At 63.8% G+C, this 23,404-nt stretch carries 23 protein-coding genes; 6 read left to right on the forward strand and 17 right to left on the reverse strand.

Annotated elements, in window-relative coordinates:
- Window positions 1-111 precede the first annotated feature (111 nt).
- The 11 genes from FYJ44_RS09330 to FYJ44_RS09380 all read right to left on the reverse strand — a co-directional run bounded on the left by FYJ44_RS09330 (window position 112) and on the right by FYJ44_RS09380 (window position 10,386).
- A complete protein-coding gene (locus FYJ44_RS09330) occupies window positions 112-1,764 on the reverse strand; it encodes a sensor histidine kinase (RefSeq protein WP_229772638.1) in 1,653 nt (550 codons plus the stop codon).
- 458 nt (window positions 1,765-2,222) lie between these two features.
- Window positions 2,223-3,035, reverse strand: a complete 813-nt coding sequence (tsaB, locus tag FYJ44_RS09335) for a tRNA (adenosine(37)-N6)-threonylcarbamoyltransferase complex dimerization subunit type 1 TsaB (RefSeq protein WP_154511447.1) — start codon at window positions 3,033-3,035, stop codon at window positions 2,223-2,225.
- Between the two features lie 17 nt (window positions 3,036-3,052).
- A complete protein-coding gene (gene rseP / locus FYJ44_RS09340; RefSeq protein WP_288230097.1) occupies window positions 3,053-4,189 on the reverse strand; it encodes an RIP metalloprotease RseP in 1,137 nt (378 codons plus the stop codon).
- Between the two features lie 13 nt (window positions 4,190-4,202).
- Window positions 4,203-5,516 carry a 1-deoxy-D-xylulose-5-phosphate reductoisomerase gene (dxr, locus tag FYJ44_RS09345; protein WP_154511449.1) on the reverse strand — a complete coding sequence of 438 codons (1,314 nt, stop codon included), beginning with the start codon at window positions 5,514-5,516 and terminating at the stop codon, window positions 4,203-4,205.
- A gap of 183 nt (window positions 5,517-5,699) precedes the next feature.
- A complete protein-coding gene (locus tag FYJ44_RS09350) occupies window positions 5,700-6,509 on the reverse strand; it encodes a phosphatidate cytidylyltransferase (RefSeq protein WP_154511451.1) in 810 nt (269 codons plus the stop codon).
- Entirely contained in the window at window positions 6,499-7,230 is a 732-nt protein-coding gene (locus FYJ44_RS09355; protein WP_154511453.1) for an undecaprenyl pyrophosphate synthase, read from the reverse strand. Before FYJ44_RS09355 ends, FYJ44_RS09350 begins: the two co-directional genes overlap by 11 nt.
- A 186-nt stretch (window positions 7,231-7,416) precedes the next feature.
- Entirely contained in the window at window positions 7,417-7,977 is a 561-nt protein-coding gene (frr, locus tag FYJ44_RS09360; RefSeq protein WP_154511455.1) for a ribosome recycling factor, read from the reverse strand.
- A gap of 85 nt (window positions 7,978-8,062) precedes the next feature.
- Window positions 8,063-8,779 carry a UMP kinase gene (gene pyrH, locus FYJ44_RS09365; protein WP_154511457.1) on the reverse strand — a complete coding sequence of 239 codons (717 nt, stop codon included), beginning with the start codon at window positions 8,777-8,779 and terminating at the stop codon, window positions 8,063-8,065.
- Between the two features lie 130 nt (window positions 8,780-8,909).
- Window positions 8,910-9,254 (reverse strand): DUF4911 domain-containing protein, encoded by a 345-nt coding sequence (locus tag FYJ44_RS09370; RefSeq protein ID WP_154511459.1) that lies wholly within the window; start codon window positions 9,252-9,254, stop codon window positions 8,910-8,912.
- Complete coding sequence (locus tag FYJ44_RS09375) at window positions 9,254-9,610, reverse strand: AzlD domain-containing protein (RefSeq protein WP_229772639.1); 357 nt, start codon at window positions 9,608-9,610, stop codon at window positions 9,254-9,256. Before FYJ44_RS09375 ends, FYJ44_RS09370 begins: the two co-directional genes overlap by 1 nt.
- Window positions 9,607-10,386 carry an AzlC family ABC transporter permease gene (locus FYJ44_RS09380; RefSeq protein WP_229772640.1) on the reverse strand — a complete coding sequence of 260 codons (780 nt, stop codon included), beginning with the start codon at window positions 10,384-10,386 and terminating at the stop codon, window positions 9,607-9,609. The genes FYJ44_RS09375 and FYJ44_RS09380 overlap by 4 nt, the downstream gene beginning before the upstream one ends.
- A gap of 77 nt (window positions 10,387-10,463) precedes the next feature.
- Here FYJ44_RS09380 and FYJ44_RS09385 point away from each other — a divergent pair, with 77 nt between their 5' ends.
- Together FYJ44_RS09385 and FYJ44_RS09390 are read left to right on the forward strand one after the other, a co-directional pair.
- Window positions 10,464-11,504, forward strand: a complete 1,041-nt coding sequence (locus FYJ44_RS09385) for a methyltransferase (protein ID WP_154511461.1) — start codon at window positions 10,464-10,466, stop codon at window positions 11,502-11,504.
- A gap of 158 nt (window positions 11,505-11,662) precedes the next feature.
- On the forward strand, window positions 11,663-12,493 hold the full coding sequence (locus tag FYJ44_RS09390; protein WP_154511463.1) for a putative metalloprotease CJM1_0395 family protein: 831 nt from the start codon (window positions 11,663-11,665) through the stop codon (window positions 12,491-12,493).
- 205 nt (window positions 12,494-12,698) lie between these two features.
- Here FYJ44_RS09390 and FYJ44_RS09395 read toward each other — a convergent pair whose 3' ends face one another.
- Window positions 12,699-13,886, reverse strand: coding sequence for an EAL and HDOD domain-containing protein (locus tag FYJ44_RS09395; RefSeq protein WP_229772641.1), 1,188 nt, complete (start codon window positions 13,884-13,886; stop codon window positions 12,699-12,701).
- Between the two features lie 656 nt (window positions 13,887-14,542).
- On the opposite strand from FYJ44_RS09395, the gene FYJ44_RS09400 reads away from it, so the two are divergent.
- Together FYJ44_RS09400 and FYJ44_RS09405 are read left to right on the forward strand one after the other, a co-directional pair.
- Entirely contained in the window at window positions 14,543-15,112 is a 570-nt protein-coding gene (locus FYJ44_RS09400) for a DUF417 family protein (RefSeq protein ID WP_154511467.1), read from the forward strand.
- 130 nt (window positions 15,113-15,242) lie between these two features.
- The gene (locus tag FYJ44_RS09405; protein WP_154511469.1) at window positions 15,243-15,647 is read left to right on the forward strand and encodes a DUF302 domain-containing protein; all 405 of its coding nucleotides are present in this window, start codon (window positions 15,243-15,245) and stop codon (window positions 15,645-15,647) included.
- 266 nt (window positions 15,648-15,913) lie between these two features.
- Here the strand turns inward: FYJ44_RS09405 and FYJ44_RS09410 are convergent, their stop codons facing one another.
- The 4 genes from FYJ44_RS09410 to FYJ44_RS09425 all read right to left on the reverse strand — a co-directional run bounded on the left by FYJ44_RS09410 (window position 15,914) and on the right by FYJ44_RS09425 (window position 21,217).
- Entirely contained in the window at window positions 15,914-16,975 is a 1,062-nt protein-coding gene (locus tag FYJ44_RS09410; RefSeq protein WP_154511471.1) for a tetratricopeptide repeat protein, read from the reverse strand.
- Entirely contained in the window at window positions 16,972-18,726 is a 1,755-nt protein-coding gene (locus tag FYJ44_RS09415; RefSeq protein ID WP_154511473.1) for an LIC12162 family transferase, read from the reverse strand. Before FYJ44_RS09415 ends, FYJ44_RS09410 begins: the two co-directional genes overlap by 4 nt.
- A complete protein-coding gene (locus FYJ44_RS09420; RefSeq protein ID WP_154511475.1) occupies window positions 18,723-19,784 on the reverse strand; it encodes an N-acetylneuraminate synthase family protein in 1,062 nt (353 codons plus the stop codon). The genes FYJ44_RS09415 and FYJ44_RS09420 overlap by 4 nt, the downstream gene beginning before the upstream one ends.
- A gap of 137 nt (window positions 19,785-19,921) precedes the next feature.
- On the reverse strand, window positions 19,922-21,217 hold the full coding sequence (locus FYJ44_RS09425; RefSeq protein WP_154511477.1) for a molybdopterin molybdotransferase MoeA: 1,296 nt from the start codon (window positions 21,215-21,217) through the stop codon (window positions 19,922-19,924).
- 138 nt (window positions 21,218-21,355) lie between these two features.
- Between FYJ44_RS09425 and FYJ44_RS09430 the strand changes: the two genes are divergently transcribed.
- Window positions 21,356-22,261 carry a DMT family transporter gene (locus tag FYJ44_RS09430; protein WP_154511479.1) on the forward strand — a complete coding sequence of 302 codons (906 nt, stop codon included), beginning with the start codon at window positions 21,356-21,358 and terminating at the stop codon, window positions 22,259-22,261.
- 20 nt (window positions 22,262-22,281) lie between these two features.
- The gene (gene rdgB / locus FYJ44_RS09435; protein ID WP_154511481.1) at window positions 22,282-22,914 is read left to right on the forward strand and encodes an RdgB/HAM1 family non-canonical purine NTP pyrophosphatase; all 633 of its coding nucleotides are present in this window, start codon (window positions 22,282-22,284) and stop codon (window positions 22,912-22,914) included.
- Here the strand turns inward: rdgB and FYJ44_RS09440 are convergent.
- Window positions 22,901-23,149, reverse strand: coding sequence for a hypothetical protein (locus tag FYJ44_RS09440; protein ID WP_154511483.1), 249 nt, complete (start codon window positions 23,147-23,149; stop codon window positions 22,901-22,903). The genes rdgB and FYJ44_RS09440 overlap by 14 nt on opposite strands.
- Between the last annotated feature and the right edge of the window lie 255 nt (window positions 23,150-23,404).

Consider the following 23,404-nt stretch of genomic DNA (forward strand, 5'->3'; position numbering starts at 1 on the left):
TCGACCGCGTGCAGTCAATTTGGCATTCTTATGGCTGTTCACCCTGTCCTCGGCTCGGTTTACTGTTGTCTGTCAACTCCAGCTTTACCGGCTTGAGGCAGGGTGAACAACCTATTGGAACATTACATCTAGGGCGTTGCGGACCAGTTCGTTGAGATTGAAAGGTTCATTGCTCAGAAGCAGCTTGCCGCTCTCGATTTTGGACATGTCCAGCACTTCGTTGATGATGCCGAGCAGGAGACGCGAGGCCACGGAAATCTTGTCCAGGCAGTCCTCCACGCGTTTCGGGTCGCCGATGTGCCGTTCGGCGATGGCCGTCATGCCGATGATGGCGTTCATGGGCGTGCGGATGTCATGAGACATGGCGGAAAGGAAGCTGCTTTTGGCCTTGCTGGCCTGCTCGGCCGCGGCCAGCGAATCCCGGAGCAGGCGGCGCACGGCTTTTTCTTCCGTGATGTCGGTGAGGGAAAGGACGTAATAGGTCCGGCCGCCGACGTCGCTGGTGGGCGTCACGGCGAATTTGACCCAGCGGTTCTCGCCGGTGGCGGGGGTGATGACGCGGCATTCCTCGCTGCGGGCTTCACGGATGGCCGTAGCTTCAAAATCCTCCCGCAGACGCGATCCGCTCTTGAAGACGCAATGCTCGAAAAGTGCGGCCGGATTTTCAAGACAGGTCCGCATGGGAATGCCGAGCACCCGCTCCAGATTTTCAAAGACGTATTCCATGGCGCGCCGGGAGGCGTTGTAGATCAGAAAGACGTTGTCCGTGCTTCCGGAGAGCGTCTGAAACAGAAAATCGCGGTAATGGCGCGCCTTGATTTTCAGGGCCAGAGTGCGGTGGCGGCGGGTCAGGGAAAACATGACGAGCAGGCCGGCCAGGATGATGAGACAGACGATGGCCACCAGCGCGTTGACGTAATTGGCGGCCTGATGCATGGCTTCTACCGGGACTATGGAGACCATGTCCCAATTGTTGGCGGGACAGATGGGCGTGTAATACAAATAAGTCTGGCGGCCCTGAATGTTCATCACCGCGCTGCCGCTCTTGCCTTCATTCATGGCCTGCCGCAACGCGGCGATCCGCTCCGGTTTGTTTTCCGGCGATGCGGCCAGCGCGGTGTAGAGATCGGTTTTGCCGTCCTGCTCCCGCGCGTCCGGCGAGGCGATCAGATATTCGCCGCTCCAGGCCGAAACCATAAAGGACGAGCCCCGGCCGTCAAAAAAATCCATGGCGCTGGGCTGAGCGTAGGTTTTGAGGGGCAGGCTGCCGTAGACGGCGCCTCTGTAGTGGCCGTCGACGAAGAGCGGCCGCCGCATGGTGATCTGACGCTGTCCCCCGGCGTCCAGGTAGGTGCGCGAAACCGGGGCGTCATTGAGGAAATTGTGCCAGTCTTCGGCGTTGTTGATGTTCGCCGGATCGCCGTTGGCGAAATAACCCCTGCCGTATTCGTCCACCATCGCAACCTGGCTGAAGGGGCTGGTGGCCGCGTAGCGCTGCATCAGGCTGACAGCCGCGACCGGAACCACGGCATCCGCGCCCAGCAGGCTTTCCTTGAAGGATTCAAGACTCTGAACGTCGCGGCGGACGGCGTTGGCGATGGCTTCGCCGCTGGCCTGGGTCAGACTGCGAATGGTGCTTTCCGTGGACCGCCACATGGCCTCGTTGATGGCGTTGAGCAGAGCTATGACAATCACGAGCAGCAGCAGGCCGATGCACGCGTTACAGAGCGCGCTCCTGTGGAGCGGATACTGTTTCAGAAACATCACGCCGTTCCTTTAGGCTGGCGGGGTGTCCGCCGCCCTGCCGCTTTTGGGTTGCAACGGGAGAAGAGCCGCCGAAAGACGGCGGCCTTACCCGCTTGACGTGGAGCGGACAGCAATTTTTCAGGATGTTGAGGTACGTGTGGACAGTACCTGCAGATATGTATCGTAAAGACGCGTGACGGACAATATTATTTTTACTGAACGAATATATAATGATCGTTTTATTGCGCATCCTGCCTGCGAAAAAGAGCTGTTTTGGCATATGCTGCGTAGCGCGATTTTGTTTGCATGGCGAAATATTAACGAAATAAATTAAAAATAATTTTTGGTCACTTTATTTTGTAGCGATATTTAGAAAATATAATGAGTGTAACGCGCGGATCGCGGCGAAAAAACGCCGCATCACCCTCTCCGTACCAGATGTCGGCGAGATGTCGAAGAGAGAAGGGGGAGCGGGATCAGATTTGGCTTTTGGGCGTGCGCGTCAGCAGACCGTCCAGAGCGCTGACGGCCTCTCCGCCGTCCAGGCCTTGACGCCCGGCCAGCCGGGGCAGGTTGTCCACCGCGTCGCAGGACCGCACATAGACCGGCTCCAGGTCTTGAGGAAAGTAATCCCCGTGCCGGGCCAGCAGGCAGAGGGCCGGGATGTCCGGGTTGGTCAGTTCCGGCATCACGCAGGCTTCCGCAGCGCCGGCGGGGCCTGAGCCCGTCCGGGCGGGCGTGAAGAGCGCGGCGTTGCGGATCAGGCCGCTGCCGCAGACGTGGCCCGGCCGCGCGGCAATGCGGCGTAAAGCCTCATCAGGCGGGCAGAGCTCCACGGCTTCCAGCGGCTGGGCCGGAATCTGCGGGCCGTAGGCGACAAAGGGCTGGCAGTGGACCTGATTGCGGCGGGCATGGGTCAGCACCCAGAGCGGCGCGCCGTAGAGCAGGGCGCGTCGGAGCACCGCGCTGGTGGCCAGGGCCTGCATATAGTCCAGCCCGGCCAACCGGGCGTGCCCCGTGCGGCGCAGGGCAGCCGCCGTGGTCAGCACCAGGCGGATGCCGGTGAACGAGCCGGGGCCGCGCACGCAGGCGATACGCCGGAAATCCGTCAAACGTACGTCCAGCGCGGCGCAGATATCCCGCAGGGCCGGAGCCAGAATTTCCGTGGCCCGCTCGGCCCGGCGCCATTCCTGGGCGCAGAGCAGACGCTCATTGTCCGTGACCGCGATCTGCAACACGCCCTCGGCGGCGTTAAGAATCAGCTCCAGGCCCGTGGAATGCGCGTCCATATGCCCTCCCGCGCGGTTCAGCTCTTGAGCAGCCGCCAGACGTCGTTGAACGTGGCCAGCAGCATCAGGCCGATGAGCAGAGCCAGACCCACACGCATGGCGTATTCCTGCACTTTGCGGTTCACGGGCCGCCGGAAGAGAATTTCCAGCAGGCAGAAGACCACCTGCCCGCCGTCCAGAATGGGGATGGGCAGCAGGTTCAGAATGCCCAGGTTGACGCTGATCAGCGCCGTGAGCGCCAGCAGACCCGCCAGGCCCTGGTGGGCCTGTTCGCCCACCATCTGGGCGATCATGATCGGGCCGCCCACCTGATCCAAGGGCACCACCCGTTCGGCCAGTTTGACGAAACTCTGCCAGGTCAGGGAGACCATCCGCCAGGTCTGGTCCGCGCCCGCCGAGGCCGCGTTCCAGAAGCTTTCCGGATGGGTCGCCACACTGCCCGCCGCCCGCACGCCGATGAGCCAGGCCGTCTCGTTTTCGCCGAAAATGGTTTTACGCGTGGCGCGTTCCGCCGTCAGCTCCAGAGCCAGCCTATCGTTTGCCGTCAAATCCTGGCCGCGCCGGTCGTCGGCGTCGGGAGGGGTCTGCACGGCAGCACCGGGAGCGACGCGCTCCACTTCCAGACGCATGGGTCTGCCGTCGCTGCGGGCGATGGCGTCGGACATGGCTTCCCAGCTTTCTACGGTCTGGCCGTTAACGCTCAGGATGCGGTCGCCGGGCCGCAGACCGGCCCTGGCCGCCGGACTGTTTTCAGTCACCGCGCCCACCTGGGGCAGCAGGACCGGCGTGCCCCAGCCGAAGGCCAGACCCCAGCAGAGCAGCCAGGCCAGCACAATATTGGCCGTGGGCCCGGCGGCCACCACCAGCAGGCGCTGCCAGGCCGGACGCAGGGCAAAGCTTTCCTCTTTGCTGAAGCCCTCGGGGATGTCGGCCTCGTCGCTTTCGCCCACCAGTGCCACATAGCCGCCCAACGGCACCAGGGACAGAGCGTATTCGGTCTTGCCCCGCTTGTATTTGAGGATTTTGGGGCCGAAGCCCAGGGAAAAGGTGGATACGCCCATGCCCAAGGCGCGGGCCACGGCAAAGTGTCCCAGCTCATGGAAAAAGATCAGGCCGCCCAGGACAATGATTACGGCAATAATGGTCGTCAGCACTCATGTTCTCCGATCAGCCGCGGGCCAGTTCACGGACCAGCGCGCGGCTGTGATGGTCGAGGCGCTCGATGCGCTCCACCAAGATATGCACTTCACGTTCAAGGGCAAGGGGATCAGCCGCGTCCGCCGGCGTGCTCAGGGGCGGGCAGAGGGGGCTGCGTCCCGGCGCGGTGGCCTCATGGGCCTCCAGAGCCGCGCCGATGAGCCGGGGAATGTCCGCGAACGCGCAATGCCCTTGCAGGAAAAGTTCCACAGCGGCTTCGTTGGCCGCGTTCATCACCACGCACAGCCCGCCCCGCCGGGCCAGGGCCGTGCGGGCCAGAGCGAGACAGGGAAAGGCCTCCAGATCTGGCTCATGGAAGGAAAGCGGCCCGGCGGCTACCAGATCCAGCGGCGGCACGCCCACGGGCGCGCACTGCGGCCAGAGCAGACAGTGCGCGATGGCCATGCGCATGTCCGCCGTGCCCATCTGGGCCAGCAGCGAACCGTCGGCCAGTTCCACCATGGAATGGACCACGGACTGGGGGTGCACCAGCACGCGGATGCGCTCGCTGGGCACGCCGTAAAGCTGGAAGGCTTCGGCCACTTCCAGACCCTTGTTCATCAGCGTGGCGGAATCAATGCTGATTTTCGCGCCCATGCTCCAGTTGGGATGCCTGAGGGCCTGCTCCACAGTGACCTGGCGCAGTTCCGCCGCGCTTTTGCCGCGAAAGGGACCGCCCGAGGCGGTGAGCACCAGGGCGGCCACTTCCTGGCCGCGCCCGGCCAGACATTGAAAAATGGCGTTGTGCTCGGAATCCACCGGCAGGATGACCGCGCCGGTGCGGGCGCAGATGTCGCGCACCAGACCACCGGCCAACACCAGGGATTCCTTGTTGGCCAGGCAGACGACCTTGCCGGAGAGCGCCGCCGCCAGAGTGCCTGCCAGTCCGGCCGCGCCCACCTGCGCCGAAAGTACGGTGGAGGCTTCAGGCAGGGCCGCCAGTTGCGCGTAGCCCTCACGTCCCGTCAGAATGCGCGGCCTGTACCCGGAGGGCAGCAGGGCCCCCAGCCCGGCGGCGGCCGCCTCGTCCAGAACGGCCAGAAAGGGCGGGCGGTGGCGCTCGGCCTGCGCCGCCAGACGCGTCACATTGCGGGCGCAGGCCAGACCCAGCACACGGAAAAAGTCCGGCCGGGCTTCCACCACGGCCAGAGCGTTACGCCCGATGGAACCGGTGGCGCCCAGAATAACCAGACCGCGCGGCGTCTCATGCTGCCAGCGCCCGGAGGGCGGCCCTGATATGTAGTCGATCGCCGGGCCGCCTTGGCCCGGCCAGAGTTCTGCCATTGTATTTTTCTGTTTCCGTGAACCCGCCGTGGGGAGAAAGGACCCGCGCGGCGATGGATTTTGTTCCCTGACAAGGAAGGCGTCCGCTGCGGTTCAGGGATAGTGCAAACCGGTACAGACCAGAACCGCAGCGGACGCCTGACGCGGTTCAGGGGGCAAAAGACGCGTTGCGCGGGTCCTTTCTCAGAAGAAGAAAAACCACTGGTCCACAACCGCCACCATGGGCATGGCGAACAGCAGGCTGTCCGCGCGGTCCAGAATGCCGCCGTGTCCGGGCAGGAGGGAACCGGAATCCTTGACGTGGACCGAGCGCTTCAACGCGGACTCGAAGAGGTCGCCCACCTGGGCGAAGGCATTGACCGCCACGCCCAGCAGGGCAAAGGAGAACCAGCCCACCTTGCCGTAAATTTCACCGTACACGGCGCAGAAGATCACGCAGGCCACCAGGCTGCCCACAGCGCCTTCGGAACTCTTGTTGGGGCTCACGCGCGGCCAGAGTTTGTGATGCCCGAAGCGGGTGCCCACGAAATAGGCGGCGGTGTCGGACACGGCCACGGCGGCGAGCACGAAGACCAGCTTGACTGTGGAGAGGTAGGTGGCCGGCAGCAGCAGCAGGGGAATGTAGGCCAGCCCGGCCATGAAAATGCCGCTGTCCGAGAAGGGATTTTCCTCCTCCACCACGTTCCAGCGGAACAGAAAGGTCATGGCCGCCAGCACAAAGCCCGCGCCCAGGCAGACCAAGGCGTCCTGCGGCCGGTTCAGCCAAGTCAGGCAGAGCATGCCCCAGCCCAGGGCGATGGCGCAGATCCGGCTGGGGATGCGCTCTGTGGGGCCCCAGAACAGCGAATAGAATTCCCAGAGGCCCAGAGCGGCGACCAGCAGGATGACGAAGAGCAGAGGCCAGCCCCGCAGCCAGAGCACGAGCAGCAGGACGGCGGCCAGAGCCAGACCGGTAATGATGCGGCGGATGTCGACGGCATGGTCAACAGACATCGATTTGCTCCTGTGTTTTGCCGAAGCGGCGCGAGCGCCCGGCATAGACGGCCAGCGCTTCGCGCAACTGGTCCGCCCCGAAATCGGGCCAGGGCACGGGCGTGAAATACAGCTCGCTGTAGGCGCACTGGTAGAGCAGGTAATTGCTCAGGCGCTGCTCGCCGCTGGTGCGGATGAGCAGGTCCGGATCGGGCTGTCCGGCGGTATAGAGGCGTTCTGCCAGGCTTTCCTCAGTGACGTCTTCGGGCCGCGCGTTTTCACGCAGAAAGGTCCGCACGGCGCGCACCAGTTCGGCGCGGCCGCCGTAATTGAGGGCCAGGTTCAGGGTCATTTCCCGCCCGGCTTCCGTGCGGCTCATGGCGTGGCGCAGGGCCGTGCGCTGGGGCAGGGGCAGGCCGTCCAGGTCACCCAGCACCTTGAGAGCGATGCCCTTTTCTTCCATCAGCGGCACCTCGCGGCGCAGAAATTCCAGCAGCAGGCTGAACAGGGCGCTGATTTCGGCCTTGGGCCGGTTCCAGTTTTCGCTGGAAAAGGCGTAGAGGGTCAGATGGCGGATGCCCAGTTCCCGGCATTCCGTGACCACATTGCGCACGGTTTCGGCTCCGGCGCGGTGCCCGGCCGAGCGCGGCAGGCCGCGCGCCTGGGCCCAGCGGCCGTTGCCGTCCATGATGATGGCGATGTGCGCGGGCAGATTGTCCGGGATGTCTTGAGCTTGAATCATTGAAGAATGCCTATACGGACTGCTCCAACAAGCAGTAAAAAAACGAACATCCCACATCGGCAACAGGGGAAGTTTTTCCGTCGTCGGCGTCAATCTTCGCTTGGGCCTCCGGTCATGGACGAGAAGAGTCCACTCCTGTCGGCCCAAGCTTGATTTCCTTGCCGACGGAAAAACTTCCCCTGTTGTCTAGATGTCCATGATTTCCTTTTCCTTGCCCGCGCACTTCTTGTCCACCTCGCCCACGAACTTGTCCGTGAGCTTCTGGACGTCGTCCACAGCCTTTTTCAGCTCGTCCTCGGTGATTTCCTTGTCCTTTTCCAGCTTTTTCAGACCGTCGTTGGCGTCGCGGCGAACATTGCGCACGGCCACCTTGGCCTCTTCGCTGTACTTGCGGGCCACTTTGACGAGATCCTTGCGGCGCTCCTCGGTAAGCGGCGGAATGACGATGCGGATGATCTTGCCGTCGTTGACCGGGGTCAGACCCAGGTCGGACTTGAGAATGGCCTTTTCCACCACCGCGATGCCGCCCTTGTCCCAGGGCTGGATGGTCAGGGTGCGGCTGTCGGGCACGGCCACCGAGGCCATCTGGCTGATGGGCGTGGGCGTGCCGTAATAGTCGGCCTTGATGCCGTCCACCAGGGCGGTGGAGGCGCGGCCTGTGCGCAGTTTGGCGAAGTCGCGGTCCAGCGCGGCCAGGGCCTTTTCCATGCGGTCCTCAGCGTCCAGAAGGGTGCTGTCGATATCCATCAATCCTCACTCCTTGGGTGGATGAAAAACTCGGGGACGCGCGGAAAACGGTCGTTCGGGCCGTTGCGCGCGGCGGGCGCGCCCCTCAATTTTCCTGTACGATGGTGCCCACGGCCTCGCCCAGCACGGCCCGGCGGATATCCCCGCCGAACATGCGGCAGACGATGATGGGCAAATTGTTGTCGCGCACCAGGGCGAAAGCCGTGGCGTCCATGACGCCCAGACGGCGCGCGAGCGTCTCGTCGTAGCTGATACTGTCGAATTTCACGGCGTCGCGGTGCTTGGCCGGGTCCTTGTCATAAATGCCGTCCACCTTGGTGGCCTTGATGATGGCGTCGCATTTCAGTTCCATGCCGCGCAGGGCCGCCGTGGTGTCGGTGGTGAAATAGGGATTGCCCGTGCCCGCGGCGCAGATCACCACCCGGCCTTTTTCCAGGTGGCGCAGAGCACGGCGGCGGATGAAGGACTCGCAGACTTCCTGCATGGTGATGGCTGAGAGCACCCGCGTGGGGTAGCCCTGCTTTTCCAGCATGTCCTGGACGGCCAGGGCGTTGAGCACCGTGGCCAGCATGCCCATGTAGTCCGCCGAGGAACGCTCCATGCCCTTGGCCGAGCCCGAAAGCCCGCGAAAAATATTGCCCCCGCCGATGACCAGCGCCATCTCCACGCCCATGTCGAGCACGGTGCCGATTTCGCCGCAGATGGCGGCCACGGTTTCAGGATCAATGCCGGTTTTCTGCTCGCCCGCCAGGGCTTCGCCGCTCAGTTTGAGCAGCACGCGCTTGTATTTGAGTGAGGGCATGGCTCCGCCTTGGTAAAAGCCGCTGAAAGGATACGCCTGCCGCCGGAACGGGTACAGAACCGTGTCGTGCCGTCCTGTAACGGACAAGTCATAGCAGAAAACACGTCCGGCTCAAAGTCTTTTTACCCTGTCAGGGCCGTGCCGCCGTGTCGGCGGAGTCGGGAAGTCCGGGCAGAGGCCATTCCTCCACGCGGAAGGGCAGGCTTTGGGACATTTCCGCCAGTGCGCGGCGCACGGCGCGCTCCCGCTGGGGCGAAAAGACCAGCTTGAGCAGGGCCGGACGGCGTTCCAGCACGGTGAAATAGGCGCAATTGTCGTAGGCTTCCAGCAGAAAGCGGAACAGGGCCACGTGCTCCGGCGCGAGACGCAGCAGCAGACGGCCGCTGCGACACGGCGGCCGCAGGGGAGGCCCTGTCCGGCGGCGGCCGCGCAGGGCCGGAGGCGGGGCGGCTGCCGGACGGGGAGCCGTGCCCATCAGTACCAGCCCAGCCAGCGGGCCAGGATCACCAGGCCGATGCCGAAGGCGATGGTCACGAAGTAGTTTTTGCCCCACCAGGCCACCAGCAGGGCGGGCAGGGAGACCATCAGAAAGAGGTTGGACGTGCCGATGTTGAAGCGTCCCTCGTAGAAGAGCACGTCCGGTCCCACCAGGGCGGCCATGACCGCCACCGGCACAAAGGAGAGCCAGTGACGCAGCAGCGGAGGCAGGCAGTCGCCTTTGAGAAAGGTCACGGGCAACACCTTGGGCAGCTGGGTCACCAGCACGCTGCCCAGAACGCAGAGCAGCAGCGCGCCGTGGGCGTCGATCCATGCGGTCATTCCCGGATTCATGGCCGGACCTCCGAGGTTGCGGGTTGCGCGGGACGTGTCTCGCCGCTGTCCGACCCGCCGCCGGGCGCGTTCAGGCCGGGGCCGCGCCGGGCGTAGAGCAGCAGCACGCCCAGGCTCGCGCCCAGAACGGTGGCCACGGCCACATTCCACTGGCTCATGCCCGCGGCTTTCAGGGCGATGGACAGGACCGTGGTGAACAGGGCCACCAGCACATGCAGGCGGCTCACGCACTGGGGCACCAGCAGGGCCAGAAACATGGCGGTAAGCGCGTAATCCAGGCCCAGCGGCCGGACGTCGCTGACCAGTTCGCCGCAGAAGGCGCCCACGGTGCAGCCGATGACCCAGGCCAGATGGGTGGTGCTGTTGCAGATGTACATGACGCCGGGGTTGAGCGGCCAGCCGCGTTGCAGGGCCGTGATGTGCACGGCGAAGGTTTCGTCCGTGAGGCCCAGGCCCAGCAGAAAGCGCTGCCCGCGCGGCAGGCGGGCCAGCCAGGGGGATTCGGCGGCGGACATTAGCAGATAGCGCAGATTGACGATGAAGACCGCCGCGATCACCGACAGAATGCCAGCGCCCGCGCCCCAGAGACTGGCGAAGACGAACTGGCCCGAGCCGGAAAACATCAGCACGGCCATGGCCACGGCCAGGGACGGGGGAATATTGTTTTTGACCGCCAGCACGCCGAAGGCGAAGCCCACGGGCACATAGCCCAGCACAATGGGCAGGGCGCGCCGCAGGCCTTCCGCCGGAGGTGAGGCTGTGGCAGGACTCGACATAGGACTGACCTCAGCGTAAAAGTAAACTATATGAGCTACTCTTTTTGATTCGCTCTGGCAAGTTTATGGAGGATTGCATGGACGAAACCCCCTTTGCCGCATTACAGCGCGACGCCACGGGCTATCAGCGCTCCTGCGCGCTTACGGCCGCGGCTGAACTGGATTTTTTCACGCTCATTCTGCGCAACGGCAACCGGATGAGCGCCCTGGCCCTGGCGGAAGAGCGCGGCGTGGACGCGCGCGGCGCGGCTGTCCTGCTGGATGCCCTGACCGGCATGGGCTACCTGGAGAAAACCGCGCCCGCCGTGGCGGGCGGCCCGGCGGTCTACACTGTGCCCGAGGTCTGGCGGGAGGCGCTGGACAGCCGCCATCCCCTTTCCTACGTGCCCATGCTGCGGCATATGGCCAATGCCCAGCGGGGCTGGGCGGAACTGGCGCGCACGGTCCGGGACGGCAGACCCCAGACCCGGCGGCCCAGCATTCTCGGCGCGGAAGAGGATGACCGCTCTTTCATCATGGGCATGAATTCCATAGCCGTGCGCACGGCGGGGCCCCTGGCGGCTGCCCTGCAACGGGCCGGAGTGCTGGATTTCGCCGCGAGCCCGGCCCGGATTCTGGATGTGGGCGGCGCGTCCGGCACCTATACCCAGGCCTTTCTGGAAATCCTGCCCACGGCCGAAGCCCTGATTTTCGACCGCCATGTGGGTATTGAGGCCGCGCGGCGGCGTTTCGCGGGCACGCCCCTGGAGGGCCGGGTGCATTTTCAGGCCGGGGATTTTTATCAGGACGCCCTGCCCTCCGGTTTTGATCTGGCCTGGATCAGCGCCATCATCCACCAGCACGGGCGGGAGCAAAGCCGCGCGCTCTACCGCAACGTCCTTCAGGCTCTGAAGCCCGGCGGCAGGGTGGCCGTGCGCGATTTCATCATGAGCGCGGACGGGACCAGTCCGGCGGCCGGAACCCTGTTCGGCCTGAACATGCTGGTGCACTGCGCCGAGGGCAGGGTCTACACCTTTGAGGAAGTGCGGGAGGATCTGGAATTCGCGGGCTTCACGGCCGTGAAACTGGCCGTGCCCGCTGAAACCATGTCGGCTGTGGTCAGCGCCGTGCGGCCGTAAGCGGGACTTCGAATTCTTTTGCGTTTGAGTCAGGCCGCGAACCCTAAATTTCCCTCTGGTCCTGCCGATAAAAGAAGCGTAGTCTGGTATGGTGTCCGGCATCCGGTATGGGCCGCGCCGCCTGTCTGAAGTTTTTGTCGTCCTGAGGTAAAAGGAATATGCCCGAAGCTCTGGAAAGCATCAGCGCCCGTGCTGTGGGGCCGTTGGCGCCGTCCGCTTCCGTCGCCGGTTCCGGCGGCGCGGCCAGGGATGAGCGCGGCCGGGAGTCGGGCGCGTTCAGCCTGCCGGGCCGTGCGGACCAGAACGGCGACGGTTCGCGGCTGAGCGGCGCGGCCCTGACGGACAGTCTCAGCCTGAGTCCCGAAGCTCAACAGCAGTTGCGCGAGCTGAAACAGCGTGACGCCGAAGTGCGCGCCCACGAAGGGGCACATATGGCGGCGGGCGGCGCGCATGTGACCGGCGGGGCCGACTATACCTATCAGAAAGGGCCGGACGGGCGGCAGTACGCCATCGGCGGCCATGTTTCCATTGACGCCTCGTCCGTGCCGGGCGACCCGGAGGCCACCAAGGAAAAGGCGCAACAGGTGCGCCGCGCGGCCCTGGCGCCGGGCGAACCTTCCGGCCAGGACCGGCAGGTGGCGGCCCGCGCCGCCGCCCAGGAAGCCCGCGCCGAGCGGGACAAGCGGAAAGAGGAAGCAGAGGAGAGCCGGAGCGCGGCCGCATCCGGCGGCGTCCCGGACGCGCCTGTTTCCGCCGGAGCGGAGTCTCTTGCCGCCGCTGCTCCCGCTGATGGCGTGGACCCCGGCGCTCCGGACGCGTCCACGGAAAGCATCGCCGCTGCCGCGTCGGCCGGGGCGTCCCCGCTGAACGGTCCGGCGGAGCTGCTCACACGCCGCCGCGCTGCGGGCGCGTATGCCGACATGTCCATGCGCGGCGTCATGCCCACGGCCCTGGCTCCCGGGGGCACGGGCATCTCCCTCCAAGTCTAGGCGCTGTTTCTAACTTGGTTTTTTTGCCTTACGGCTTCGTCATTTCTGTTGCCTTCATCCGTAGTCTCCTTCGTCACAACGGTTGAAGCAAGTACCGTTGAGAGCACGCTCTTTTCGTAAAAAGCTTGCTTTCCTCGCCGCAAAGGCAAAACTCCTCAATTTAGAAACAACTCCAAGTGCGGCCTTCTTCCGTTACCGCAGCGTGTCAGTTGGAGAAATAATGGGCGTCATCCGCCTTGTCGTCCAGGTGCAGATTTGTGGCCAAGGTCATGGCCGCCCTGTATATTTTCACGACATCGCCCATGTGCTGAACGCCCAATCCGCCGAAGATACGCCTCGCTTCGTCCACATTGCCCGCCTCAAGGCAGAGTACGGCATTCAGCCAGGGATAAAAGCAGCCTTCTTTTCGGGTGAGCGCGTTTCTCACGTCCTCGCTCAGCGAGGTCCGGGCCAGAAGATCCTCGAAAGACATATGGTACATGGCGTCCAGAGTGGAAAAAAGCCCCAGCGCGAAAAGCTGCTCCGCATACGGGCGGCCGATGAAGGCCGCCGTGTTGCGCAGAAAATGCGCCCGGAAAATGCAGATCGTGGTCAGCTCCCGGGCGGTGTCGGAGGTGTGGAACTGGTCGGCAATAAGCATGGCCGCAAGCCAGCGGCACAGCCGGTCCAGGCCGATAAAGGCGATGGCCTGTTTGATGGAGTCTATTCTGGTGGTGACGGAAAATGCCACCGAATTGGCGAAATTGAGCAGTCTGAGCGCCAGTTGCGGACTGTGGGAAAGAAGCATCTGCAGTTTTTGCAGCTTTACGTTTCCCGACATCAGGTAGCAGAGCACCCGCAGCTTGGTATGTGCGTCGGGCGCCAGCCGTTTGGCGGAGATCAGTTCGGGCCGCTGGAAGTAAAAGCCCTGGAGCAGTTCATAGCCGTTTTCCCTGGCCCAGTGCGCCTCCTCGGAGCTTTCCACTTTTTCCGCCAGCATGGTCACGCCGCGATGGCGTAACGCCCGTGAGACCTGGGACAGTTGTTCCGCGCTGGCGCTCCGCAAGTCCACCTTCACGATATCGGCAATCTCAACAAAACCTTCCATGTCCGGCTGCCCGGTATAATCATCCAGCGCCAGGGTATAACCTTGGGATTTGAGATGACGGAGAACTTCCACATTCTCCCGGGTACAAGGCACGGTTTCCAGAATTTCGAGAACGCATCTGCCGGGTGAAATGGATTCGGGTATCCCGGTGCGCAACAGATCGTCAGGTATATTTATGAATACCTTGGCATGGGGCGCGGTATGGCTGGAGGCAAAAGCAATGCCGTCCACAATGATTTCCGAGGTCGCCTGGCTTTGATTCCGAATATTGGCCGCGGTAAGATTAAACTGATCCCGAAAGAGCAATTCATATCCGTATAGATTCCCGCGTGCGGTAAATATCGGTTGTCGTGCAAAAAAAAGCATATTTGAATTGACCGGCAGGATGCCGGGAAGTTATTTGTGGCGGCCGTACATTTTGCCGATTTTTTTATTTCAAATATATAAGTATCAATAATCGGAAAAGAGGAACAATTATTGCGATTGTTCGATGATGCATTCTCGACATCTGAAAAAATCATACAATATGGAAAATTATTTCGCAATATTTACGTTAAGTGAAAAATATGTGGCCGAATTCCTGTGGGGACCCTGAAACGCAAAAATTATCCTGCCCGGCATAATGGTTTTTCCCGCGACGGGAAGCCGGGAGGCCGGAACGAACCGGCATGGCCTGAGCGCATATACGTGGACTATGGGCTTGCATGCCGGCTGCCGCTGAAACTTTTTGACGATATCCCGGACAAGCGGGCCATGCAATATCTTGCTAATTATTTATAGATTAATTTCTTATGTTTCCGCAGCGGATTTTTCGCGACGGCGAGGGGGGCGGCTTTTTTGTTCTTGACAATGACGCTTATTTTTTAATAAACGATAATTAATAAATATGCGGCGCGAGAAAATACGCTTGCATGACAGGCTTCACCGACCCGCCTGTCCACCCCAACCCGGAGGAAATCCGTATGTCATCCGTTTTCCGATGCATGGCCCAGACTGAAAGCGTTGCCGTCTCTCTGACCCGCCTGGGGCTCATTGTGGTCCTGCTCTGGATCGGCGGCCTGAAAGTCGCGCCCTATGAGGCGGACGGCATTGTGCCCTTTGTGGCCGAAAGCCCTTTTATGAGCTTTTTGATGAACAACCCTGCGGACTACCGGGCGCACATGAATCCCGAAGGCAAGCTGGTGCCGGAAAACCGTCAGTGGCATCAGGAGCACGGCACCTATACGGCCTCGCATATCATCGGCGCGATCATCGTCAGCCTGGGCATTCTGCTCTGCTTTCAGCCCTGGCTGCCGCAGGTGGCGGCAATAGGCGGGCTGCTGGTGTTCGGCATGTCCCTGGTCACGCTCTCTTTCTTGATCACCACGCCGCAGGTCTGGGTGCCCAATCTGGGCGACGCGGAGCACGGTTTCCCCTATCTGAGCGGCAGGGGACGGCTGGTAATTAAGGACGTCATCATGATGGGCGCGGCTCTGGTCTGCATGGCCGACTCGGCAAAAAAATACCTGCGCCGCCGCACTGCGGCGGCCTGAACGGGAGGACGGCATGAACAGCTCCATTATGACTTCTTTTCGCGGCCCGGCCGCTTGTGCGGCCCTGTATTGTCTGCTAGCCCTGTTGTGCATGGGCGTTGCCTCTGAAACTCAAGCCAAGGATGTTTCAATGAATACTGATATGCAGCATGGCCTGATGCGGAAAAAGGCCCACGGCGATCTGGACACGGTCTGGAAGCGTCTGCTCGACACGCTCACGGCGGCCAAAGCGCCGGTATTTGCCACAGTGGACCACAGGGCCAACGCCCAGGGCGCGGGTCTGGATATGACCGGCGCGCGGGTGGTGATTTTCGGCAATCCCGCCGTGGGCACGGCCCTGATGCAGGCCGCCCCGGAAGCGGCCCTGGACCTGCCTCTGAAGATTCTGGTCTGGGAGAGTCCGGACGGCGTCATGCTGAGCTGGAGCGATCCCGCCTGGATCGCGGGCCGTTACGGGGCCGCCCCCAATCTGGAAGTGGTGGCCAAGATGCGCGGCATGCTGGAGAAGCTCACCAGCGCCGCAGCCGGTTCATAGAACGGGAACAATACTCTCCCATAACCCTGAAAGAGGCCGCATTAATGCGGCCTCTTTCAGGCTGTTGACAAAGTCGGCAGCCCCGAAAATCAGGAGTAGGTCGCAGCTTTGCTGCGCCGTTAAGCGATTGATTTTCCTGCCTTTCCGCCCGGCGAGTTTTCTTGAAAACGAGCCGAAGGCGGCGCAAACGCCGCGAAGCGGGGTTTGTCATTCGTCTGAGGCCGCATTAATGCGGCCTCTTTTACTGTCTGCGCCGGAGAGAAGGGTTACTGCTGTTTGGCTTTCTTGCGGGTCTGCTTGGCGGCGGGCGTGGGTTTGGCCGGGGTTTCCGGTTTGCCCTGGGCGCGGATCACGGCCCTGGCGTCGGGATCGCCGTTTTTGGCGGCCAGGCGGTACCAGCGGGTGGCCTCGCTCAGATTACGGGGCACGCCGGTGCCCTGATCATACATCAGGCCAAGGCTGTACTGGGCGGCGGGCTCGTTTTGTTCGGCGGCCTTGCGGTACCATTCCACGGCCTTGTTGTAATCCTGCGGCACGCCCCGGCCCTGCTCGTACATGAAGCCGAGATTGTACTGGGCTTCGGCGTAGCCGCGCTCGGCGGCGCGGGTGTACCACTGCACTGCTTTGGACGGATCCTGCGCGTAGCCGCGCCCCTCGGCATACATGAAGGCCAGATTGTTCTGGGCCTTGACATGATCCTGCTCGGCGGCTTTTTCAAACCAGTGCACGGCCTTGGTGTCGCTCTGGTTTTCGCCCTTGCTGTTCAGATAGGTCCAGCCCAGGGAATACTGGGCGTCGGCCAGCCCCTGATTGGCGGCCCGGCTGTACCAGTCAATGGCCGCGTTTTCATCCTTGGCCACGCCCCGGCCGTAGGCATGGAGGTAGCCCAGATTGTACTGGGCCATGGCCAGGCCCTGTTCGGCGGCCTTGCGGAACCAACGCGCCGCTTCGCGGTAATTGCGGCGTACGCCCTGGCCCGACGCTAGGGCCGTGCCCCAGGCGTTCTGGGCGCTGATGTCGCCCTTTTCAGCCGCCTGGCGGAAGAACAGGGCCGCGCGCTGCTCATTTTTTTTGACGCCCTTGCCGTCCAGGGTCAGACGCCCCAGCACATAGAGGGCTTCGGCATTGCCCGCGTCGGCCAGAGGCTTGAGCAGGCCCACGGCCTTGCCGTAATCCGCCGCATTGATGGCGGCCTGGACTTCGCGCAGGTCGCCGGCGTCGTCAGCCAGAGCCGCGGGCACCAGCGAGGGCAGGGAAAGCGCGGCCGGGCAGCAGAGCAGCCCGGCGGCCAGTAGGAACAGCAGAAAATAACGGGAAATCATGCTCATAATTTTGTCAGGGTTTGAGTCCAGTAGGGATTTTCGCTGCCCTTGACCATCATGGCCTGGAGGGCGCAATACGCGCGGCGCGCGTCCTGCACGGCGGCGCTGCGCCACCAGGAAACCGGGTCTTCCCATACCTGGTTGGCCTTGGCGGCGGCCTCCTCGGCGGAGCCGAACCAGATGCCCGCGCGGGCCAGCAGGTCCAGCAGGGCTTCGCTTTCCGGCGTGAGCGGCCAGACCTCGCGCGTCCAGAACAGGATGGTGGGCACGTTGGCGGCCAGGGCTTCCAGCATGGTGGTGCCGTGGTGGTCCAGAACCAGCAGGCGGCAGTCCAGCATCTGGGGGGTGAGCGGCCCGACGCTCAGGCGCACGCGGGGAAAGCGCGGCAGCAGCCAGGTGGCGTCCTGCAGGGCGCCGGGCAGGTCGAAATAGGGGCGGTAAAAGGTACGGGACTGCAGGGCGCGGCCCAGAGCCTCGAAAAACCACTGCTTGTCCTCGCGGTACTGGACCAGTTGGAGCGGCGTGGGATAGGAGTTCAGGCGGTAACCGTAGGCGGGCATTTCCGTGCCCACAAAGAGCAGATGGCGGCCGTTTTCACCGCGCCAGCGCCCGGCGATGCGGGCAATCTGCGGGTAGGGCAGGGGGATGAAATTGCCCCGGCTGCCGGCGTGCTCGCTCCAGCCCCAGGTGCCGAAAGCGTGCTGGCTGTATTCCACCAGGGCCGTGTCGCAAACGACCCGCACCTGGCCGTAATTGCCGCCGTGCTGCACGTACATCAGCCGGTTGCCGTGGGCGCGCCAGACGGCTAGACGCTGGCGGTAGGCCGCGTCCTCATAGGCCGCCACGCTGGCCACGCGCAGGCAGGGCGGAAAGAGATGCTTTTTGAGCCGTTGCGGATGGCGCAACCGGACCAGGGAGCGCGGCAGGGCGGCCAGAAAGAGGGGCAGGGGATCCAGGGGCAGAGCGGCGTCCGCGCCTGTGGCCCGGCTGCCGTAGGTTTGGGCCAGGGGCTGGGAATGGTCCCGGCCGTAGCTCACATGCAGCAGGGAGAGGGAAAAGCGCAGGGCCTGCCAAAGGCTCATGCCTTTGAGACGCGGAAAGAGCAGGCGCAATTGCGCGCGCCGGGCCCACTGTCGCAGACGGCCCTTGAGGTCCGTGGGCGTCTCGTCGCCGTAGGCTTCGCTGAGCGGGGGCAGCATTTCCTTGCGCCAGGCTTCTGGCCAGTGGGCCTCCAGCAGGCGGGAAAGCAGCCAGTGATTGAAGGCCACGCCCAGCGCGCCGTGCAGGGTGAAATCGTGTTCGCCGCGAAAGCTGAAAGTGCAGTTTTCCGGCAGCAGGGGCACGAGCAGGGGCAGATGCCCCCAGGCCTCGGTCATGGCCTTGACCCGTTGCCAGCGTTCCACAATCTGTTTGGCCACGTCGATGGCCCAGGGCGTGAGCAGGGTTTCCCAGTAGGGGGCGGGCAGTTCCGCGCTGTGCGGGCAGAGCCGCGCGGCCAGGGCGGGCAGGCTGTCCACGCAAAGGGCCTGCGCCTCTTTGGCCGCGCGTTCCAGAACCTTGAGGTCGCGCAGGGGCTCCGGCGCGAAGACGAAGCGGTCCTCCCAGTCCGGAAAAAAATCCTCGGCCCCGGCAAAGCACCACGGCCCGGCGGCCCAATGCGTTTCCGGTTCGGCCCCGCGCGGCATGGTCCCCAGCACCAGGGTGACGCCGCCGGTCAGCGCGCCCGTCGTCGTGTCCGTCAGGCTATCCGCGTTCATGCCTTGTCCAGATCCGTCCAGTTCAGTACCGTGTCTTCCGGCAGGTCGCGCCGGGCGCGCAGGCCGAGCACTTCGTCATAATTGCGCGGGGAAATGCCGTGGGCCGGACGCTTCCAGGTCAGGTCCACCGGGGTCAGGATCTGACCGGCGGGCACGGCGCGGGCCGTGACCAGCGAGCGGCGGGCGTGTTGCCGGGCCGGTTCCTCTTCGGGCAGGGCGCGCACGTCCAGTTCGCCCACGCTGGCCAGGGTGCGCCGGAGCCGGGCGTAAAAACGCTTCAGATCCTCTTTGTCCATGGCATGGTAATGGTCGTTGCCGGGCAGGGTCTTGTCGTGGCTGAAATGCTTTTCCAGCACGCGCGCGCCCAGCAGGGTGGCCGTTTCAAGGATGTGCATGTCCTGGGGCAGGGTATGGTCGGAATAGCCGATGACGTGCCGCGGGAAGTGCCGGCTGAGGGCCGGAATCATGCCCAGGGCCGCGTGTTCGTCGGCTGTGGGATAATTCAGCACACAGTGCAGCAGGGCCAGCTGATTGCCTTTTTCCTCAATCCACTCCACGGCCTCGGCGATTTCATGCAGATGGGCCGCGCCCGTGGACAGCAGGATGGGTTTTTTGAAATCGCAGAGAATGCGGATGAAGGGCTTGTTGGTGATATCGGACGAGGAGATCTTGAATACGTCCATGAGATCGTTGAGAAAATGCGCGGATTCCACGTCAAAGGGCGTGGACAGAAAGGCGATGCCCGCCGCGTCGCAGTGCTTTCGCAGCGCTTCAAATTCGTTTTTCCAGAAGGAATCGTGCCGTTTGAAAAGCTCATACTGGCTTTTGGTGGGTTCCTTGCGCGTATCCCAGTAGGCGGGCGAATCCTTGGAGGCCAGGGTGGCGGCCTTGTAGGTCTGGAACTTGATGGCGTCGGCCCCGCCCTCGGCGGCTTCGTCGATGAGGCGGTGGGCGATGTCCATGCTGCCCTCGTGATTCACGCCGGCTTCGGCGATGACATAGGGCACGGGGATGCGGTTTTCCTGCGCGGGGACAGCGAATATATCGGTGATTTTCATGGCGCGCTCCTCACTGTGATGACTGAAATTTTTCGTATACGCGCTTGCGGCGCAAAAGAAAAGCGTATGGGGGCGTGTTGTGCCGCTGACGCGCAAGCCCCATCCGTCGAGCGGCCTCACAGCCCGCCCGTGCGCTCCTACAGCAAGAGCACGTCCACCACGCTGCCCTCTTCCAGGCCCTCAAGGTTGGCGTCAATGCGCACCAAGCCCTGTGCGTCCAGCAGGGTGCGCAACAGGCCGGACAGACCGGGCACGGGCACGGCCAGAGGCAGGTCCCTGTCCGTCGCCGGAGCTTCCAGGCGCACTCGCAGATAATCCTCGCGCCCCTGTTTGGAAGCCATATTGCGCGACAATACGGCCTTGCGGGCGGGCCGGAGGCGCTGGTCAAAGGCATTGGCCCGTCCGGCCAGGTGGCGCAGAAAGGGCGCGCCCAGCACGAACATGACCACTTGGGCCGAAGCCACCTGCCCCGGCAGACCCCAGACGCACTTGTCGCCCACGCGGGCCAGAATCAGCGGCTTGCCCGGCGAAAGCGCCACGCCGTGACAGAAAATTTCCGCGCCGGGCAGGCGTTCCAGAGCGGCGATGGTGAAGTCGCGCGCGCCCACCGAACTGCCGCCGGAGAGCAGCAGCACGTCCACCTGTGCGAGATGTTTCCGCAGGGCGGCGGCGATGGCCTCCAGATCGTCCGGCACAATGCCCAGCAGGCGCGGCTCGGCCCCGGCCTCGCGGCAGATGGCCGCCAGAGCGTGGCTGTTCACGTCGCGCACCTGACCGGGCCGGGGATCGGCGCTGACGGGAATGACCTCATCCCCGGTGGAGAGGATGCCCACCCTGGGCCGGGCGCGCACCGTCACCTCTTGCGCGCCGCAGGCGGCCAGCAGGCCGATTTCCTGCGGGCGGAGCGGCGTGCCGGCCCGGAGCGCCGGACAGCTCCGGCGCGCGTCGTCGCCGCGTCGGAGCACATGCGCGCCCGGAGCCACGGGCCGCCGGATTTCCACCAGCGTTTCCCCCTGCCCGGCAACCGGTCCGGCATCAGCCTGTCCGGCGGCCAGTTCAAGGGTATGTTCCACCATGACCACGGCGTCGGCTCCGTCCGGCAATGAGCCGCCGGTGACGATGGCCGCGCACTGGCCCGGCTCCAGACTGAAATCCGCCGGGCGGTCCACAGCGATGCGGCCCACGCGGGTCAGATAGACCGGGTTGCCCTCGGACGCGCCGAAGACGTCCGCCGCCTGCACGGCGTAGCCGTCCATGCCGGAACGGTTGGTCAGGGGCACGTCGTCCCTGGCCGTGACGTCGGCCGCCAGCACCCGGCCTTCCAGACCGCGCGGGTCTTCCAGCGCTGCCGTTTCAGCGGGCAAAGGGGCAAAGGTTTTCAGGCGGCGGGTCACTTCCGCCACGGACAAGACCACAAAAAAATCCTGGGGCATGGCTTTCCTCGCTTGCGCCCATGTAGCGCATCTCCGACGGGGCCGCAAGGCGGCGGTCCCGCGCCCCGGCCCCTGTTTTGCTTTCGCCCCCGGAATCGGCTACGCTTCCGGACTACGCGAAAGCGCGAAGGACGGATTATGCAGCAAACCGCTTTGGGGTACGGCAGCGCTCTGCTGGCCACCATCATCTGGTCGGGCAATTTCGTGGTGGCCAGGGCTCTGGCCACCCTGATTCCCCCGTGGCAATGCAATTTCTGGCGCTGGCTGGTGGCCCTTGTGGTCCTGCTGCCTTTTGCCTGGAGGCATCTGAAACGGGACTGGCCGGGCATTCGCAGGCACTGGCTGTATCTCTCGCTCATGGCCGTGCTGGGCGTCACCCTGATGAACACCCTGATCTACAAGGCCGGGCAGACCACGGAAAGCCTGAATATGGCCCTGCTGGTGCCCACGGCGCCCATTGTGATCCTGATCCTGTCACGCGTCCTCTACGGCGAACCCATCACCCCGCGCCGCCTGGCCGGGATGCTGGTGGTGCTGGCGGGCGTGATCATCCTGGTCAGCCGGGGCGACTGGCAGCGTCTGGCCGGGCTGCGCATCAACAGCGGCGATTTCTGGGCCCTGGGCGGCGCGCTCTGTTTCGGGCTCTATTCGCTGTTCATGCGCCAGCGCTCCGGCGATGTGTCGCCTCTGGGATTCAATGTGGCCACATTCGCCCTGGGCCTGCTTTATTCCCTGCCCTTCACCGTGGCCGAGGCCTGCCTGCTGCCCCCGCCCGCATTGTCCCCGGCCCTGCTGACGGGCATTCTCTACGCCGGTGTGGGCTGTTCCTTCATTTCGTTCTGGTTCTGGACCCTGGCCGTGGACAGAATCGGCCCGGTGCGCGCGGGCATCGTCTACTACAGCCTGCCGGTCTTCGCGGCCGTGGCCTCGGTGCTGGTGCTGGGCGAACACATCGCTCCGGCCCAGATAGCCGGGGGCGTGCTGGTCATCGGCGGCATTCTGGCCGCCACCCTGGTTGTCCCCCATCATCATACGCAAGCTTAAGGCGTTTCAAAGGAGCTGACATGGCGGAAGAACAACGGCAACGCATCGTCCTGGCCACCCACAACGCGGGCAAGGTGCGCGAACTGGCCGGGCCCCTGGCCGATTTCGGCGTGGAGGTCATCGGCCTGGAGGCTTTCCCCCGGATTGAGGATATTGAAGAAACCGGCACGACCTTTGAGGAAAACGCCCTGATCAAGGCCCGAGCCGTGGCCGGGATTACCGGCCTGGTCAGCGTGGCCGACGATTCGGGCCTGATGGTGGAGGCCCTGGACGGCAGGCCCGGCGTCTATTCGGCCCGCTATTCCGACGACTGGCAAAGCCTGCCCGGCGAAAGCCGGGACCAGCGCAATATCCGCAAGCTGCTGCACGAACTGGCCGGGGTGCCCGAAGACCGCCGCGCCTGCTGTTTTGTGAGCTGCATGGCCGCCGTGAAGCCCGGCGGCGCGGAAATGGTGGTGCGCGGCGTCTGGGAGGGATGCCTGCTGACCGCGCCGCGCGGGGAGAACGGCTTCGGCTACGATCCGGTCTTTTTCGATCCTCTGATCGGCAAAACCGCGGCCCAGCTTTCCCGGGAGGACAAAACCGCCCGCAGCCACCGCGGCAACGCCCTGCGGGCGCTGCTGGCGCGCTGGGAGGCGTTTATGGCCGGTTAGCGTCGGCCTTTCCGGATCCGCGCATTTTCCACCGGATGCGTTTTTTGAGCGCCGCGCGTTTGCTGTTTTCAGTGAGCGCGCGGCGCTCGTCGTTCACGCTCTGGAAACATCCCTGGAATCCCGTTGCGCTGATAGCGCCGCCTGACAGTGAAAACCGCGCGCCGTGCGGCAGCGCCGCGCAGCGCAGGTCTTCCAGAACATGTAACACGTGAAATGCTCGTTTACGACGGGCCAAGCCCGCCTACTCGCATTCCGTGGCAAGGATTTGCAGACAAATCCTTGCAGAGCGGTTCACGCATAATACGCGCAGGGTACTCTGACATTGGAAGGGTTGGAATACTCTAAACTTTGTCACACGGCAGCCGTTAAAAAAAGAGAACAGCAGAAGCCGGATCGTGCTGCGCCCGCCCACAGGGCGTTCACACCCGGCAAAAAATTCTTTGCACGCATTTTGCATAAATTTCTGTGCCCCGCTGTTTTTTTGAAGCGG

This window comes from Desulfovibrio porci, from assembly GCF_009696265.1.
Taxonomy (GTDB): domain Bacteria; phylum Desulfobacterota; class Desulfovibrionia; order Desulfovibrionales; family Desulfovibrionaceae; genus Desulfovibrio; species Desulfovibrio porci.

Bases quoted from the DNA above. Each gene is read 5' to 3' on its own strand.
- FYJ44_RS09330 (WP_229772638.1), bottom strand. From the start codon at position 1,764: ATGTTTCTGAAACAGTATCCGCTCCACAGGAGCGCGCTCTGTAACGCG.
- tsaB (WP_154511447.1), bottom strand. From the start codon at position 3,035: ATGGACGCGCATTCCACGGGCCTGGAGCTGATTCTTAACGCCGCCGAG.
- dxr (WP_154511449.1), bottom strand. From the start codon at position 5,516: ATGGCAGAACTCTGGCCGGGCCAAGGCGGCCCGGCGATCGACTACATA.
- FYJ44_RS09350 (WP_154511451.1), bottom strand. From the start codon at position 6,509: ATGTCTGTTGACCATGCCGTCGACATCCGCCGCATCATTACCGGTCTG.
- FYJ44_RS09355 (WP_154511453.1), bottom strand. From the start codon at position 7,230: ATGATTCAAGCTCAAGACATCCCGGACAATCTGCCCGCGCACATCGCC.
- frr (WP_154511455.1), bottom strand. From the start codon at position 7,977: ATGGATATCGACAGCACCCTTCTGGACGCTGAGGACCGCATGGAAAAG.
- pyrH (WP_154511457.1), bottom strand. From the start codon at position 8,779: ATGCCCTCACTCAAATACAAGCGCGTGCTGCTCAAACTGAGCGGCGAA.
- FYJ44_RS09370 (WP_154511459.1), bottom strand. From the start codon at position 9,254: ATGGGCACGGCTCCCCGTCCGGCAGCCGCCCCGCCTCCGGCCCTGCGC.
- FYJ44_RS09375 (WP_229772639.1), bottom strand. From the start codon at position 9,610: ATGAATCCGGGAATGACCGCATGGATCGACGCCCACGGCGCGCTGCTG.
- FYJ44_RS09380 (WP_229772640.1), bottom strand. From the start codon at position 10,386: ATGTCGAGTCCTGCCACAGCCTCACCTCCGGCGGAAGGCCTGCGGCGC.
- FYJ44_RS09385 (WP_154511461.1), top strand. From the start codon at position 10,464: ATGGACGAAACCCCCTTTGCCGCATTACAGCGCGACGCCACGGGCTAT.
- FYJ44_RS09390 (WP_154511463.1), top strand. From the start codon at position 11,663: ATGCCCGAAGCTCTGGAAAGCATCAGCGCCCGTGCTGTGGGGCCGTTG.
- FYJ44_RS09400 (WP_154511467.1), top strand. From the start codon at position 14,543: ATGTCATCCGTTTTCCGATGCATGGCCCAGACTGAAAGCGTTGCCGTC.
- FYJ44_RS09405 (WP_154511469.1), top strand. From the start codon at position 15,243: ATGAATACTGATATGCAGCATGGCCTGATGCGGAAAAAGGCCCACGGC.
- FYJ44_RS09410 (WP_154511471.1), bottom strand. From the start codon at position 16,975: ATGAGCATGATTTCCCGTTATTTTCTGCTGTTCCTACTGGCCGCCGGG.
- FYJ44_RS09415 (WP_154511473.1), bottom strand. From the start codon at position 18,726: ATGAACGCGGATAGCCTGACGGACACGACGACGGGCGCGCTGACCGGC.
- FYJ44_RS09420 (WP_154511475.1), bottom strand. From the start codon at position 19,784: ATGAAAATCACCGATATATTCGCTGTCCCCGCGCAGGAAAACCGCATC.
- FYJ44_RS09425 (WP_154511477.1), bottom strand. From the start codon at position 21,217: ATGCCCCAGGATTTTTTTGTGGTCTTGTCCGTGGCGGAAGTGACCCGC.
- FYJ44_RS09430 (WP_154511479.1), top strand. From the start codon at position 21,356: ATGCAGCAAACCGCTTTGGGGTACGGCAGCGCTCTGCTGGCCACCATC.
- rdgB (WP_154511481.1), top strand. From the start codon at position 22,282: ATGGCGGAAGAACAACGGCAACGCATCGTCCTGGCCACCCACAACGCG.